General features: G+C 46.3%; 10 protein-coding genes. 6 read left to right on the top strand and 4 right to left on the bottom strand.

Going from position 1 to position 16,530, the window contains the following annotated elements:
- The first annotated feature begins 90 nt into the window (after positions 1–90).
- From ABR189_RS23970 to ABR189_RS23945, 6 genes are all read left to right on the top strand, one after another.
- Positions 91–3,474, top strand: a complete 3,384-nt coding sequence (locus tag ABR189_RS23970) for a SusC/RagA family TonB-linked outer membrane protein (protein ID WP_354663029.1) — start codon at positions 91–93, stop codon at positions 3,472–3,474.
- Positions 3,475–3,511: 37 nt separating this feature from the next.
- A complete protein-coding gene (locus tag ABR189_RS23965) occupies positions 3,512–4,012 on the top strand; it encodes a discoidin domain-containing protein (protein ID WP_354663028.1) in 501 nt (166 codons plus the stop codon).
- A gap of 53 nt (positions 4,013–4,065) precedes the next feature.
- Positions 4,066–5,169, top strand: coding sequence for a PKD domain-containing protein (locus tag ABR189_RS23960; RefSeq protein ID WP_354663027.1), 1,104 nt, complete (start codon positions 4,066–4,068; stop codon positions 5,167–5,169).
- A gap of 53 nt (positions 5,170–5,222) precedes the next feature.
- Complete coding sequence (locus ABR189_RS23955) at positions 5,223–8,288, top strand: SusC/RagA family TonB-linked outer membrane protein (RefSeq protein ID WP_354663026.1); 3,066 nt, start codon at positions 5,223–5,225, stop codon at positions 8,286–8,288.
- Between the two features lie 11 nt (positions 8,289–8,299).
- On the top strand, positions 8,300–10,015 hold the full coding sequence (locus ABR189_RS23950) for a RagB/SusD family nutrient uptake outer membrane protein (RefSeq protein WP_354663025.1): 1,716 nt from the start codon (positions 8,300–8,302) through the stop codon (positions 10,013–10,015).
- A 113-nt stretch (positions 10,016–10,128) separates the two neighbouring features.
- Positions 10,129–11,592 (top strand): alpha-L-fucosidase, encoded by a 1,464-nt coding sequence (locus tag ABR189_RS23945; RefSeq protein ID WP_354663024.1) that lies wholly within the window; start codon positions 10,129–10,131, stop codon positions 11,590–11,592.
- Between the two features lie 37 nt (positions 11,593–11,629).
- On the opposite strand, the gene ABR189_RS23940 is transcribed toward ABR189_RS23945, so the two are convergent.
- The 4 genes from ABR189_RS23940 to ABR189_RS23925 all read right to left on the bottom strand — a co-directional run bounded on the left by ABR189_RS23940 (position 11,630) and on the right by ABR189_RS23925 (position 16,490).
- Positions 11,630–12,889 (bottom strand): YeiH family protein, encoded by a 1,260-nt coding sequence (locus ABR189_RS23940; RefSeq protein WP_354663023.1) that lies wholly within the window; start codon positions 12,887–12,889, stop codon positions 11,630–11,632.
- A gap of 115 nt (positions 12,890–13,004) precedes the next feature.
- The gene (locus ABR189_RS23935; RefSeq protein ID WP_354663022.1) at positions 13,005–13,841 is read right to left on the bottom strand and encodes a glutaminyl-peptide cyclotransferase; all 837 of its coding nucleotides are present in this window, start codon (positions 13,839–13,841) and stop codon (positions 13,005–13,007) included.
- Between the two features lie 156 nt (positions 13,842–13,997).
- Entirely contained in the window at positions 13,998–14,885 is an 888-nt protein-coding gene (locus tag ABR189_RS23930) for an alpha/beta hydrolase fold domain-containing protein (protein ID WP_354663021.1), read from the bottom strand.
- Positions 14,886–14,924: 39 nt separating this feature from the next.
- Complete coding sequence (locus ABR189_RS23925) at positions 14,925–16,490, bottom strand: right-handed parallel beta-helix repeat-containing protein (protein WP_354663020.1); 1,566 nt, start codon at positions 16,488–16,490, stop codon at positions 14,925–14,927.
- Positions 16,491–16,530: the final 40 nt, after the last annotated feature.

The raw sequence follows: 16,530 nt of genomic DNA, 5'->3' as shown, positions 1-16,530 counted from the left end.
AACTTAATCAAGTTATGAAATTTTTCATTACGGAGTGGCATTACTATGCCTTATTCCACCGTGAGCGCTCACGAAAATGTCTTGTTTATTATGCGAGCCGGATCCCTTGTCCTTACCATTCTTTTTCTCTCCGTCAATTTACTGTTGGCGCTACAGGGAAATGGGCAAAACATCAAGCATACAATGGTGGCTATTAGCCTGAAGGATGAGCCGCTGGTAGCTGCATTCCAACAGATAGAACAGCAAACCAGCTTCCGGTTTGCGTATGTGGAAACGCAACTGAGTGCTTATCAGCACCAGCACCTGGCAGCGGGCACCCGTACCCTGGAAGCAACACTGGAGCTATTGCTCAGCAATACACCATTTACTTATCAGATAACCGGCAACAGCATCGGCATCATGAAAAAGAAAGTGGAACGGGAAAATATAACAGGTACTACTACCAGCAATCTGCTCACCGTACAGGGAAAAGTTTTGAACGAAAAAGGAATGCCCTTACCAGGTGCTGCTGTTATTGTAAAAGGTACAGCCAAAGGTGCTACAACAGATACCATAGGAATATTCACCCTCCATCAGGTGCAGGCACCGGCAGAACTGCAGATAAGGATGCTGGGCTATGCTTTACAGGAAACAGGTATCAGCAAACATCACAGCGACTTCTTAAATATTGTTTTAACAGCAGATACAAAATCACTGAACCAGATAGTAGTGGTGGGATATAATACACAGCAGAAAGGTAATATCATCAGCTCCATTGCTACCATATCAGGGATGGAATTACAAAAAACACCTACAGCCAATATTTCCAACACGCTGGCTGGCAGAGTGCCTGGCATACTGGCCGCTACCACCAGTGGCCGACCTGGAAGCGGGGCCTATCTCCGGATAAGAGGAAAGGTTTCTTTAAATGAACCCGGTCCGTTAGTAGTGATAGATGGCATTGTCCGGAACGACGATTATGGTAGTATCAACCCGGAAGAAGTGGAAAATATCTCCGTACTGAAAGATGCCGCAGCTACTGCTGCATACGGCGCCAGGGCGGCAGGTGGCGTAATACTGATTACCACCAAAAGAGGAAAAGTAGGTAAACCCGTTATGACCTACAACGGATTTACCGGCACAGAAAGTCCTACTAAATATCCCAGCCTGATGAATCCCTATACCTATGCCATCACCCGTAATCAGGCGGCTTTAAATGCGGGATATGATCCCGGCAATCCTACCCAGGCCAGCAGGTTCTATTCCCCGCAGCAACTGGCGGATTTTAAATCAGGGAAGGTAGGTACGGATTGGTGGCAGGAGAACTTTTCCGGGAAAGGAGCTTTGTCACAACACAATATCGCTGTCCGGGGTGGCTCCGAACAGATCAGGTATTTTGCGGTACTGGGTTATGTGAACCAGCAGGGATTATGGGATGCTTATAACTATAAGCGCTTTAACCTGCGGTCCAATGTAGATGCCAAAATAAATGCAACACTCAATATCGGTCTCAACCTGGAAGCAAGGCGCAGCATTACCAAAGCGGCGGGCCTGGACGCCTACACTATTTTTGAACATACCGTACAAACACCTCCTACGCTTGCGGCCTATACTCCCAGCGGCAGATACAACGATCTGATGGTACCACATCCGATCGCAGATATCACACAAAGCGGCAGCAACAAACAACAGGATGAAATATTTCAGGGGACCCTCTTCTTTGAACAACAGCTGCCATTTATTACCGAAGGGTTATCCCTAAAAGGTACGGCCGCAGTGGTCAGAAGACAGTACTTCCAAAAATTATGGCGCACACCTTATCTTCTGTACAGTGAAGACCCGCAGGGAAACATCACCGGTTCCAGAACCATTGGTATCAGCGGACTCACCACCACGTCCCTGTTTCAGGAACTCAAGCAGTTTACCAACACCACCGCCAATATTTCGCTTAACTATACCCGGACTATTGGCAAACACGAACTGAGTGGCCTGGCCTTGTACGAAAGGATCGAACAGCACAGTCATTACTTTAACGCCAGCAGACAACAGTTCCCTACCAATCAACGGGATGATTTTTATGCAAGTGGAGTAGACCAACAGGCCGTAGATGGAAAATCTGCCGTAGATGATGCGAGGAAATCATTTGTAGGCATATTCAATTACGCCTATAACACCAGGTACCTGCTAAATGCTACCATGCGGTATGATGGTTCTTATAAGTTTCCGCCGGGCAAACGCTGGGGATTGTTCCCCTCCGTTTCTGCGGGATGGCGCTTATCTGAAGAACCTTTCCTGAAAGGTGCCGGTTTTATCAATGACCTGAAACTGCGGGCCTCTACCGGGGTAACAGGCAATGATAACGTGAATGCTTTTCAATACCTGGATGAATATACTTTTTCACAGGGGCAGGTACCCGGTACTTTTCCGCCATTTTATGCCCCTGTTATTGACAACCAGCCTACGGTTGTTTTGAACAATGGTGTGTATGCCAATCCCAACATTACCTGGGAAAAGCTCCACACCACCAACTTCGGGCTGGATGCTACTATCTTAAACGGTCTGCTGGAAATAACCTTTGACTACTTTCTGCGTACCACCAGCGATATGTTATGGGACCGGGCCAGTTCTGTACCTGCTACATTTGGCAGGAAACTGCCCAAAGAGAATTATGCCGCGATGAAAAGCAACGGGCTGGAATTTGTACTGCGACATGCCGGCCAGGCGCATGCCGTACAATATGATATCAGTGTGCAGGGAACTTTTTCGGCCAACCGGATTACGAAGATCGATGATCCGGAAAATGGGAATGCCTGGGAAAAAAGATTAGGCCGGCCTTTAGGCTTTACTACCGGCTACCATGCCTTAGGGCTCTTCCAGTCGGAAGAGGAAATAAACAAGTGGTATGGAGGCAAACAATTTGGCCAGCAGCAGGTACCCGGTGATATTAAGTATGCAGATGTAAACGGAGATGGCGAGATTACCGATCAGGACCAGGCTGTAATCAGCAATTACGATGTACTGCCGCAGATCATCTATGGTATTTCCGGCGGGCTGCGCTGGAAGAACTTTGATATGGATTTCCTGTTCCAGGGAGCTGCACAGCGGTCGTTAATATTGAGTATGGAGGCTATTACGCTTTTCAGAGGAGGGCAATACAACTCCTTCCAATACCTGTCGGAGGGGGCCTGGTCACCTCAGCATACTACCGCAAAATATCCCCGTGCTACGATTGATGCCAGCTTTAACAATAACAGGTATTCCAGCTTCTGGCTCAGGAATACGGCTTACCTGCGGCTAAAAGCAGTGAACATAGGATACACTTTTAATGCGTCATGGTTCAAACAGCATAACAAAAAATTACGTTTATACGTAGCTGGTGCAAACCTATTCACCTGGAGTCCATTCACAGAATTTGATCCCGAAGCCGAAAGCGGAGTAGGATACTATTATCCGCAGATGCGCACTTTTACGACTGGTGTAAATTTCTCATTCTAAATTTTTTTAAACAGCCAAACATCAATTAAGTCCACTTATGAAAAAGAATCTGTTAAAAGGATTACTGGTAATCCTATGCGTTAGCTATGCCCCAATTTTATCGGCGCAAACAACTGACATCACCAATAACGGGGGTAAAAAGAAAGCGCAGTATAGTCCCGAAAAGCTGGAGGAGGACTATGACAAGTTGTTCGACAACAACAAGAACACCAAGTATTGTTACGGGTTTTCCAGCAATTTATGGATACAGTACCAATCCCCGGAACCTGTAATTGTAAACGGTTATTCTCTTTCCTCTGCCAATGATGTGCCTGAGCGGGACCCCAGAAACTGGAAACTGCAAGGCTCTGTAGACGGCAAAAAATGGACAACGCTCGACAGCCGTGCGCGGGAAGTTTTTGAAGAAAGAATGCAAACAAAGGTATACACGTTTGACAACACAACACCTTATGCCTATTACCGCCTGCATATCACGGCCAACAATGGCGATCAGGCTACCCAGCTCTCCGAATGGCGGCTTTTAAGTGAAACAAAATAATAATTAATGGCTTTGTCCTAACACGATTTATCAACTACTCAAATGATGACAGCATGAAAAGATTATTTACCGGACTAGGTATATGCCTGATGGTTACAGGAGTAATAGTATCCTGTAAAAAAGAAATAGATACCTCTCCCTATTTGCGGGTAGTGGCAGTTTCAGATTTTACCGCAGTGATTCAGGCGCCCGACAACCTGACGGTTAAGTTCTCCAACAAATCAAAAAATGCCAAGGAGCTTACCTGGGATTTTGGCGATAACAGCCCTGTTTCCAATGAAACGGATCCTACACATACCTATGCCGCACCAGGGCCCTATACCATCACCTTAACCATCAAAAGTGCTACAGGCAACGAATCGGTGAAAACGATGCAGGTAACAACCAAGCCGGTAGACATTATACCTGAAATCAACTTTACCTATGCAGAAGATCCGGCAAATCCCCTGAAGCTAAACTTTACCAATCAATCTAAAAACGGGATTTCCTTTTCCTGGGATTTTGGCGATGGCAGCGCAGTATCTACAGAGGAATCACCCTCACATGCATTTGCAGTAGCAGGCAGGTATAACATCACGTTAACCGCCAAAAGCACCACCGACAATGAAAACACCAGGATGATCAATATCCGGGTGCCGAAATTAACCGCACCGGAAATGATTACAATCGCCAACCCCAGCTTTGAGCTGGATCCGAAGGACAGTTATGTGGTAACAGGATGGGATCCCGTGAAAGTAAGCTATCCCGGAAGCCCCGGATGGGGTGGTTTCTTTATTGCAGAAAGGCCCAAAACCGGCACCAGGGGGTTGTTGTTCTGGACACCTTCTGTAGACCCCGGCAATGGACACAAGTATGAACTCGCATATGTAGGCTCCGTAACACAAACGATCACCGGTCTGGAAGATGGGAAATATACTTTCAAAGTATGGATCAACTCCCAGGATATGGAAGGCATGTCGCTGATTGCCAATGGTGGCGGTGCAGATGTAAAGAAAGCAGTAGGAAACAATAACGGATATACGCAACTGAGTGTAGACTTCAACGTAACAGGAGGAAAAGCTAAGATCGGATTCCTGATGGACAGACCTAATGACATAGGAGATAACTGGAGCCCGAATTTTGAAGCAGATGATGCAGAGCTATGGATCAATCCATGATAACATCCATACCCTCTTTTTTAAATGTTGCGAAAGCATTAACCAAAATAAGTATGAAAAAAATATTCACAGGAGTTATACTCTTTCTTCTTACCACGCTAGTTAATGTGTCCGCTTTTGCGGCCGACATTACCGTGAAAGGTACCGTATCAGATAAAGCAGGGAAGGTACCAGGCGTATCCATCGTGATTGAAGGTACCAGTAAACATGCCATTACAGATGAAAATGGTAACTATTCCATCACTGCACCGGAAAATGCAGTATTGGTATTCTCGGCTACCGGTTATGCCAAACAAAGGATCCCTGTTAACAATCAGATAAGAATTGATGTGATCCTCATCGCTGAAATCCAGGGATTGGATGAGGTAGTAGTGAAGGGGTATACTTCCCAAAAGAGAGCCAATTTAACCAGTGCGATTGCTACCGTTTCCGGTGAAGAGTTGCAGAAATCACTCACCTCCAACATTACCAACTCCCTTGCCGGCCGTGTCACCGGTGTACTGGCCACTACCCAATCCGGCCGTCCCGGAACAGGGGCCTGGATACAGATCAGGGGCAGAAGCTCTGTAAATCAGCCCGGCCCGCTGATCCTCGTAGATGGTGTAGTAAGAGAAGACTTTGGTAATATTGACGCCAATGAAATAGCCAGCATCTCTATCCTCAAAGATGCTTCTGCTACAGCAGTATATGGCGCCAGGGCTGTTGGCGGTGTAATCCTGGTGACGACCAAACGCGGGCAGATCGGTAAACCCACCATTACCTATTCCGTTTCTTACGGGTCCGAAACACCTACCAGATACCCTGATATGATGAACGCCTATCAATACGGTATTGCCAGGAATCAGGCCCAGCGAAACGCAGGATTTGATCCATCCAATCCCTCTCAGGCCAGCAAGTTTTTTACGAACGAACAACTGGAAGGCTTTAAAACAAAAAGCACCGATTGGTTCAGGGAAACTTTTAAGGGCAGCAGCAATCTGAGCCAGCACAACATTTCCGTAAATGGTGGTACAGAAGCCGTGCGGTACTTTACCTCCCTGGGATATACTAATCAGACAGGTATGTGGGACCAATATAACTTCCAGCGGTTTACCCTCCGCAGCAATGTAGATGCCAGGATCAACAGTACCCTGAATGTGGGGATCAGTGTGGATGCCAGAAGGGAAAACACCAATGCTGCCGGGCTGGATGCCTATCCGATTTTTATGCATGCTATCCAGGCATCCCCTATTTACGGCCCTTACAATACTTCCGGAAAATTCAATTACCTGAATGGACAACCCAACCCTTTGGCAGAAACCAGCCAGTCGGGATACGATAAAAACCGGGTGGAGTCTTTCGGCGCTACCATGAATTTTGAACAGCGGTTAGACTTGCTGACCAAGGGTTTAAGCCTAAAGGGTACTGCTTCTATCATCCGGAACTCCACCTTTCATAAAGTATTTAATACCCCATACCTGGTATACAAAGATGACGGAGAGGCCAGCCTGATCAATGTAAACAACTTAAACAAAACACAGCTGGATCAGAATATCAGTGAGGGCAATCAGATTACATTAAATGCTTCCCTGAACTACGCCAGACAATTTGGCAAACACAATGTTTCCGCAGTGGCGTTGTATGAACAACTGGAAAGCAAAGGATTTATAATGGGTGGCCTCAAAAGGGACTTCGTATCCAACATCAAAGATGAACTGAATGCCAGCGGACAGCTGGAACAATCCTTATCCGGCACATCTACCCTCGCAGATGCAAGAAGATCTTTTGTGGGTATATTAAACTACGGCTATAACAACAGGTATTTACTGGAAGCTTCTGCAAGAAGAGATGGCTCCTACCGGTTTGGCACCTCTAAAAAATGGGGGCTGTTTCCCGCTGTATCCGCAGGATGGAGAATCTCCGAAGAAACTTTCTTTAAAAATACCAAAGCGCTCAATTTCATAGATAACTTAAAAATACGTGCATCCGTTGGAGAAACCGGGAATGATAAAATTGCCTCTTTCCAGTTCCTCGATTCCTATAACTATATGCAGGGAAAATATCCGGGGATATGGCCCGACTTTTTCCCGCCGGTCATAGAAAACGAATCGCAAATAAACCTGGTATCCGGTGTTTTTCCCAACTACGATCTTACCTGGGAAAAGCTCATTGCAAAAAACATAGGATTGGATGCGATGTTGTTTAACAACCGTTTGGGCGTTGAAGCAGATTACTTTTTCCGTACCACCAAAGACATGCTGCGGCCCCGTATCCTATCTGTTCCTGCCACATTCGGACGTAAGCTGCCCGATGAAAACTATGCAGAAATGGAGAGCAAAGGTATTGAGCTTACCCTCTCCTATCGCGGAAACATCAATTCATTAGGCTACAACCTGAGATTCAACGTGTCCTATGCTACCAATAAACTGACCAAGCTGGACGTGCCCGAAGGGATTGCAGATTATCAAAACAGTCTTGGGCGGCCACTGAATGCCACTGTTGGTTATCTGGCCATGGGCCTGTTCCAGACACAGGAAGAAGTGGATAACTGGGTCAATCAATTTGGCTCCAAACCAAATGTAGGAGATATTAAATATGCAGATGTAAGCGGTGACGGAGAGGTGACCGAAGGCGACCAGCTCCAGATCAGCGATAACTCCGGCGCTCCCCTGGTAGTGTATGGATTTTCTTCCAACTTCCGCTGGAAGAACTTTGATGCCGACATCTTTTTCCAGGGCGCTGCCAAACGGGATATTATGCTGGGCGAAGAAGCCATGGTATTTTTCAGAGCAGAAGTAAACAATAGTTTTGCTTATCTTAACGATTACTGGACACCTGAAAATCCGGGTGCAAAGTATCCCAGACCTACCATCGACTACAGCAACAACAATTCCCGTGGGTCTACTTTCTGGATGCGGAACGCCGCTTATCTCAGACTAAAAACAGTGAATATAGGCTATACCTTTAATAATCTTGCCTGGATGAAGAAGCGCAATATGAAATTAAGAGTATTTGCTGCTGGTGTGAACCTGCTCACCTGGAGCCCTTTCAAGGAGTTTGATCCTGAACTGGGAGATGGTACAGGCCGCTCTTACCCGCAACAACGCAATGTCTCAATAGGTGCTAACTTTTCATTCTAACGATTTTCTTTATGAAACGTATATCATTCAACATATTATTTCTTACCTGCGCCATCATTTTCTTTAGTGGTTGCGACAAGAACCTGCTGGATCAGAATAATCCGGATGCCATTACCTCCAAAGACCTCTGGAAAGATCCTAAACTGATCGGGTTGTATCTGAATACCATCTATGGCGACCGCCCAGGCTGGAATTATAATTTCTATGACAACATCGCAGATGACTCCAGGAGTAACTGGACCGGCAATGAGCCCAATAACCACATCTATGATCAATGGGTAGATGGTGATGTAGGAGGTTATACCGCTTACTGGAAATATGAGGAAGTAGTAAGAATAAATGACTTCCTGGCCAATATAGATGAAGCGGAAATGGACAGTGAAACCAAGGCCCGCTACAAAGGAGAAGCCAGGTTTATGAGGGCCTTCCTTTACTTTGAGATGGTACAACGATATGGCGGCGTACCCCTTATCACTGTTCCGCAGAATATCAAAGATGATCTCAGTGTTCCGAGAAACAGCCTGAATGACTGCTTCAAATTTATCATTGCTGAATTGGATCAGGCTACGGCAGAACTGCCCCCCAATGCACCAAGAGGCCGTGTTAGCAAAGGTGCTGCCATGGCGCTTAAAGGAAGGGTTACTTTGTATTGGGCCAGCCCGCAATACCTCACCGCCAATGATGCAGACCTTTATAAAGATGTGGAAAGCATCAATTCCAATACACAGGGAGCAGGCGCTACAGCACGCTGGAAAGCAGCAGCAGATGCCAATAAAGCGGTGATGGAGCTCAATAAATATGCGCTGTACCCCGACCTTAAAGGACTGTGGCTGGATAAAACAGACAATAACAAGGAAGCCATCTTTGAAGTACAATATAAAAAAGGATTTAAATCGCATGGGCTGGATGCACTGGTGAAACCTCCTTATTTAGGTGCCGGTGACGGTGGACAACGTTTTCCTTTGCAGGAACTCGTAGATGCTTATCCGATGAAAAACGGCAAGCTGATAGGAGAGCCGGGATCAAACTATAATGCCAATGATCCATATGTGGGCCGGGATGATCGCTTCTATGCCAACATTGGCTATAATGGTGCTAAAACTTCGGGCAACAAAGGTGGGGTGCTTACAGAAATTGCTTTGGAGATATTCGAGGGTGGCAGGGATTATGGCAATATGGATGCAGGCAATACCCTTACCGGCTATTATACCCTGAAAGCACTGGACCCTTCCAATATCAATTACTCTTACCGTGCCGGATCTGATCAGCCCTGGCTGGAATTAAGGTATGCAGAAGTGTTGCTGAACTATGCAGAAGCAGCCAATGAATACCTGCCGGCTCCCGATGCTTCTGTGTATGATGCGGTAAATGATATCCGTAACAGGGCCGGTATCACTACCACTATTCCTACCGGCAGCCTTGGAAAGGATGCCATGCGCAACCTGATCCGGAATGAACGTTATGTGGAATTCAGCCTGGTGGAACAAAAAAGATACTGGGATATTAAACGCTGGGGTATTGCTGAACAAAAACTGAATAATGTAAAATACCACAGTGTATATATCACTAAATCCGGCAACACATTTACCTATGATTATCCTGAACGGGACCCACGTCCATTAAAGTTCGATAAAAGAATGTACTGGTTTCCGATCCCCGCTTCAGAGCTTACTAAAAACCTGAAGCTTTTACAAAATCAAAACTGGCCACTGCCACCCGGCCGTTAATGCCATCTGATCGTATGCCGGGTATTATGCCCGGCATACGCTTATTGATGCTGTGCTGCTTTGTAAAAAATATGCACGCCATGCATCCTTATGCATACCCGAAAAATGAAGGAATGAAAAATATCAACAGGCACCTTAGGCTGGCCTTGCTGGGCGGCTTATGTTTTATCAATACACCATTGGTATCAGGACAGGCACATACCATGTCCAAAGAATACCACGCACCACAAGACCCTGCTGTGAGGCAAAAACTACAGGCATGGCAGGAGCTGAAGTTTGGTTTATTCATGCACTGGGGCACGTATGCCCAATGGGGCGTGATTGAAAGCTGGACACTCTGCCCCGAAGACGAACCGTTTATCAACCGCGGAGGTGTACATGGCGGTGATTACTTTGAATACAGAAATGCCTATGAAAAACTGCAAACTACTTTTAACCCGGTTCGCTTCGCTCCGGAAAAGTGGGCCGCCGCCGCTAAAGCAGCAGGCATGAAATACATGGTATTCACCACCAAACATCATGATGGGTTTTGTATGTTCGACACCCAGGAAACCGACTATAAGATCACCGACAGTAACACGCCCTTTTCCTCCCATCCCAGGAGCAATGTTACCAAGGAAATCTTTGATGTATTCAGGAAAGACAGCTTTATGATAGGAGCCTACTTTTCCAAACCCGACTGGCACAACGAAAATTACTGGTGGCGGTATTTCCCGCCGAAGGACCGGAATCCCAATTATGATCCTGCCAGGTATCCTGAACGCTGGAAAAACTTTACCACCTTTACCTACAACCAGATCCGGGAATTAATGACGGACTATGGTAAAGTAGATATTCTCTGGCTGGATGGAGGACAGGTAAGACCGGTGCATGTAGCCGGGAAAACCGGAAGGGACGGTTCCCAGTATTACAACCAGGATATCAATATGCCTAAAATTGCTACAATGGCAAGGCAGCTTCAGCCAGGTTTGATTATGGTAGACAGAACAGTGGCAGGCGAATACGAAAATTATACTACCCCGGAACAGGAAGTGCCGGAAAAACCGCTTCCTTATCCCTGGGAAACCTGTATGACCATTGGCAACAGCTGGAGCTATAATAAGGATGACCAATTCAAAACCAGCCAGGTGCTGATACAAACACTGATAAAGGTAGTATCCAGAGGAGGCAATTTTTTGCTGAATATAGCTCCTGGCCCTGAAGGCGACTGGCTTCCGCTCGCTTATGAAAGGTTGGCAGACATCAGCAACTGGATGAAAATAAACAGCGAAGGAATATATGGCACCGAGCCCTGCGCACCTTACTCGCAGGAAAATATTTACTTCACGAAATCTACGAAACAAAACCTGCTGTATGCCTTCTGGCTTTCTGAAAAAGAGGCGGTAGTACTGCCTCCGGAAATCAATATCTCCCTGGAAGGTATCGGAAAAAAAATAAAGCAGGTAAGTTTGATGGGAACCAGCACCCCACTGAAATATGCCCGGAAGAAGGATACCTTAATAATCAGTATACCATCATCCGGCAAACAGCAGCAGCAATTAAAATATAGTGCAGTATTTAAAATTGTATATGAATAAAAAGGATGGGAAAACTCCCATCCTTTCAGGACGCCTTTCATCCAAATAATATAAATGCAATGATCAGGGTGATCACGATGTTAAATCCCTGTGCAATCAGGAAAGCATACAGTGGTTTTTTACTGTTTTGCCGGAAAAGGTCTGCAAAATTTGTTTCCAGGCCTATGCTGGTGAATGCCAGCGCAAACCACAATCCCTGCAATGTTTTTAAGCTGTCCTTTACCGCTGTAGTAGTGGAAGGAGAAAGGAAAAAGGAGAACAGTACCGACGCCCCGATAAAACCTAATACAAACTTGGGAAACCGTTCCCAGATCACTTTTAATGTAGGGCGTTCGCGCCCTTCATTTTCCTTATTACTTTTAGAATAACTCCAGTATACGGAGATCGCAAAAGCTGCCAGCCCCAGTAATACATTTTGCGAGAACTTTACAATGGTGCTTATCTTCAATGCCGTTTCGCCCACCAATGACCCCGATGCTACCACCGCGCCGGACGTATCAATACTGCCACCCAGCCACGCTCCGGTAACCTCTTCCGAAAAGCCAAAGTATTCGGCAATAACAGGCATAAAGATCATCATGGGAATGGCGGTTACCAACACCATAGAGATTACATAAGTCAGTTTTTTGGAGTCCCCTTTAATCGCTCCGGAAGTAGCAATAGCAGCAGACACCCCGCAAATAGACACTGCACTGGAAATCATCATCGTCAGCTCGGAGTCTACCTTTAGTTTTTTACATACCCAGAATGCAAAATACCAGACGGACAATACCACTACCAATGCCTGTATCAACCCCAGGGAACCGGCTTTTAATATATCTGTAAAGATCACGCTGGTACCCAGTAGCACCAGTCCTATTTTTACAAACATTTCTGTGGATAAAGAAGATTTGAACCACTCTGGCAGGGTGAAACAATTGCTGATGACCAGCCCCGTTACCAGGCTGAAGATAACCGCTTCCAGGTTAAGTGCTTTCATCGCACTATTACCGGCCATGATCAATGCGAGGATGGTAAGGATATATACTATCGGGAATCCCAGTAAAAAGGATTTCATGGGCTTGCCTATCATCCAGGCACCTAAGGCAGCAATTACGATGACAAACAGGAATTGCCATCCTATGATCTGAAGATTACCCACGGTCAGCACTTTTGAAAACAGCTCCTGGCTACTGCTCCAGTTAAAAGCGGGTACCGGCAATAAAACTCCCAGGATAGACAGTAGTATAATAAGGCCTCCAAGGATTACTACGGTCCAGTCTTCGTGAATAACGAACCTTTCTTTTTCGATTGTCATACAACTATACTGTTTAACGTTCAATCGTAAAAGGTACATTTTTTCCCGGATTGTTCATAGCTCCGAAGCCATTATTTCCGGCGCTGCGGCCTTTCCGCAGCACTGCTACCTGATTTTAATGAGGAAAACTGATCTCGTATATATGCGGCCACAGCTTACCGGTAACGTATATCTTTTTGCTGGTGCTGTCATAGGCGATGCCATTCATTTCCAATGATCCGGGATACCGGTTGGTTGCTTCTGCTACCAGGGTAGAAAGGTCTATCTTGCCTACCACCCTTCCGTTGGAAGGATCGATCTTAATGATATTGGAAGTAGTATACACATTGGCATAGATAAACCCATTGATATATTCCAGTTCATTTACATTATCAACAGCCACATTATTTTCTTTTACCGACAGCGTTTTTACGGGCTTTAAGGTAAGCGTATCCAGATAGGTCAGGTTGCTGGAGCCATCGCTGAGGATCAGGTGGGTACCATCTGTAGTCATGCCCCAGCCTTCCTGTACAGGCAGCGGGAAAGTGTCAATCTGCTTAAAGGTGCGGGCATCATAAATAAAGCCCACCTTGGTTTGGTAAGTAAGCTGGTACAATTTGTTGTGCAGGAAGGTGATCCCTTCTCCAAAATACTTATTCCGGTCCAGCTCTGCCTTTTTATCAATGGCACCGGTTTGCAGATCTACCACCCCTATCAGTGAGCGGGTATGGGGCAGGTTATCCGGTGAACCGGTACTTTCATATAAATTCCCCTCATGTATTAACAATCCTTCTGTAAAAGCAGTGGTATCATGGGCAAACCGGTTTACCACGTAGTAATTAATGTTTTCTGGTCCGCTGACGATCACTTCTTCTTCTTGCCCGGCGGATTTGGCTGGCTCCCGCGTTAACCCGTTGCAAGCAGCCACACTACCGGTTACCAGGAGCACAATGATGATTTTAATATTAAACATAAGCCGTTATTTTCCTTCTTGTTATACTATAAAGGTGTGGAAATCTTCCAATATATGGATGCCCTGAAGTCAAAAAGGTTGCCAACAATTGTTAGCAACCTCTTAAAATCAGCAATCTGCACAATTTAAGGATTTGGCTTTGTTCTGCCATCAAATTCATCCGGGCCTTTTGCGGCTATACTTCCGGATCCATTCCAGCATTGTCGTGTTCAGCTCTTCCCTGATGGCTGCCGGCGCACCATTACCACCATGATCTCCTTCAGGGAGCGGGAAAAATATATGATCAATGCCCCGGTCGCTCAACAACTTGCTAAGCAATACTGACTGTGATATTGGTACAATATCATCTTTAACCCCATGCACGAGCAAGGCCGGTTTTAATGTTTTACCATAAAAAGGGCTGGCAGCAATATAGGCGGCATTGGTGCTGTCCCTGTCATAAGCCTCACCGGTGATCAGAGGTAACAATCCCTCCACATCCTGTTTCTTTGCCGCCGCCATAGACACCACATCATTCAATTTAGTAGGCCCTCCCAGGCTGATCACGGCACTGATCACATGACGGGTATCATAACCATACGCATATAAAAGCGCCAGATGCCCTCCGGCACTGCCGCCCCAGAAAACAAAACGCTTGCTGCGGATTTTCCATTTCCGGGCATGCTGCGTAACATACCTGAGCGCAGCATCCATATCCTGCATAATCTCCCGGTAATGTATATGCGTATTATTAGCCAACCGGTAATTGATATTCACTACATTAATGCCGGCACTGTTTAATCCCTTTTTCATAAAATCAGCGTCTGTTTTATCACCGGCCATCCATCCGCCTCCATGTACCACCACCACCAATGGGGTAGCAGCATTTCTGCCAGCAACAAGGGATACATCCATTTTTTGCAGCGGGTCATTGCCATAAGCTACATCTTCCAGCGTAAATGCCGGAAGCACATTGCGCTGCTGTGCAAAGGCTGTCCAGCTCAATAAGATAAAAAAGAACACCAGTTTTCCGGTCCGTGCCCACTGATAAGTCAATACTGTCATCTGTTATAATTTAATCGTGTGTTGATACTGCGCCAAAGCTTATGGCAGACCTGTTATCCCGGCGCCATTAAATGCCCCCCGGTTAGGTGCTCCTGCTGCCAGTATCACATTTCCCCAATAGTCTTTTCCTCCGTTACCCGGCATTGCGACACCTGTATTTAATGCAGGAGAGCCTGCCCGGAGCTGATAACCATCTACGGTTGCGATCCCTGTTCCGCCACCACCGGGATTTACCAGCAACGGATCCGTGGTGAGCTTGTGCAGCTCGGCCGGTTCACTGACGGGATGATTACCGTAATAATGATTGTAATCAAAAGCACCATTAGTGCCAGGTATTTTATACACCCCGCTGCCCAGGTTATATACTATATTATTCTTAAAAGCATAAGCGGGTGTCATATCCAGATCCCAGCTATGGTCAATGATATTGGTGTTCAGTCCTGCCTTGATGTAGAAAGTATTGTTATAAATCTGGGAATTAGGCGCAACGCCACCAGCAAAAGTAATCAATGACCTTTTATCATTCTGGCTGATGTTATAGCGCACGATACAATTATTGGTGGTGGTACCCCCATTGATAAAAAGTACAAATCCACCAGCATTGTCATGGCTGTAATTATACTGCACCACACCCCGCACGGCATCATAATCCAGGTCAAAGGCCTGTCCGTCTGCATTATCCATCAGGGCTTGGGTATTATATGCCTCATTGTATTGCACTACACAATCCGCTCCCCGTGTACACCAGATAGCACAGCTGCCATTGAACTGCCCCAACTCTGCATAGTTGCCGCAGGTATTGGCTACATTATATTCTACCAGGGCACCATTGCAACCAAAAGTGAGGATACCATCGCTGTCAATATCTTTTACCGTGTTTTGCCTGATCTTTACATTTTCAGATGCCTGCCCTGCGCCGCTCCACACATTATCCCACACCACGATGCCTGTTCTGCCTGCTGCCTCTACTCTGTTTTCCTGGATCAGGATGTTATCAAACTTATCGGCGCCGGCTGTTCCTGTAGTAACGAGGCTGATACCTCCAAACGCATGTGGATCAAACGCACCATAACGGAAGGTGCCGGATACGTTATGCACATAGTTGTCCAGGATACGGATATTGCTAACAATGCCCCCACCTTCATTCTGCACCAGGATACCAGAACGGAAAGTAGTGCCCCGGCTGCTGGCCTGGTTGGTTACTTCCAGATGTTGAATCGTCCAGTTAGACTGGTTAAACAAATACACGGCACCCCCTACAGTACCACCCAGCGCAATCAGTGGCCGGTTGCCAGTACCATAAGCGCCGATCGTGATAGGATTGGTAGCCGTACCATTTCCTTTTGGATATAACTGTGCTGCCCACACGCTACCACGCTTCAGCAGCAGGCTGTCGCCCGGCTGGAATGTGGTAGCATTTACCTTTGATAAGGTTTTCCATGCCAGGGCTTCACTGGTGCCACTCTTCGTATCATCTCCATTTTGTGCATCTACATAATAGGTTTTACCGGATACCAGCTCCAGCCGCGCATTGTCCATACCGGATTTTTTGCAGGCATACGCCAGCTGCATCATTAACAGGATGCATATTATACATGCTTTCATGATCAATGATTTTATATGGTCAAACCGGCAGGCCATACCT

This window comes from Chitinophaga sp. H8 (assembly GCF_040567655.1).
GTDB lineage: Bacteria > Bacteroidota > Bacteroidia > Chitinophagales > Chitinophagaceae > Chitinophaga > Chitinophaga defluvii.
Note: the sequence above shows the minus strand (reverse complement) of the source record. Positions and strands in the feature narration are given on the sequence as shown.

Bases quoted from the DNA above. Each gene is read 5' to 3' on its own strand.
- ABR189_RS23970 (WP_354663029.1), top strand. From the start codon at position 91: ATGCGAGCCGGATCCCTTGTCCTTACCATTCTTTTTCTCTCCGTCAAT.
- ABR189_RS23965 (WP_354663028.1), top strand. From the start codon at position 3,512: ATGAAAAAGAATCTGTTAAAAGGATTACTGGTAATCCTATGCGTTAGC.
- ABR189_RS23960 (WP_354663027.1), top strand. From the start codon at position 4,066: ATGAAAAGATTATTTACCGGACTAGGTATATGCCTGATGGTTACAGGA.
- ABR189_RS23955 (WP_354663026.1), top strand. From the start codon at position 5,223: ATGAAAAAAATATTCACAGGAGTTATACTCTTTCTTCTTACCACGCTA.
- ABR189_RS23950 (WP_354663025.1), top strand. From the start codon at position 8,300: ATGAAACGTATATCATTCAACATATTATTTCTTACCTGCGCCATCATT.
- ABR189_RS23945 (WP_354663024.1), top strand. From the start codon at position 10,129: ATGAAAAATATCAACAGGCACCTTAGGCTGGCCTTGCTGGGCGGCTTA.
- ABR189_RS23940 (WP_354663023.1), bottom strand. From the start codon at position 12,889: ATGACAATCGAAAAAGAAAGGTTCGTTATTCACGAAGACTGGACCGTA.
- ABR189_RS23935 (WP_354663022.1), bottom strand. From the start codon at position 13,841: ATGTTTAATATTAAAATCATCATTGTGCTCCTGGTAACCGGTAGTGTG.
- ABR189_RS23930 (WP_354663021.1), bottom strand. From the start codon at position 14,885: ATGACAGTATTGACTTATCAGTGGGCACGGACCGGAAAACTGGTGTTC.
- ABR189_RS23925 (WP_354663020.1), bottom strand. From the start codon at position 16,490: ATGAAAGCATGTATAATATGCATCCTGTTAATGATGCAGCTGGCGTAT.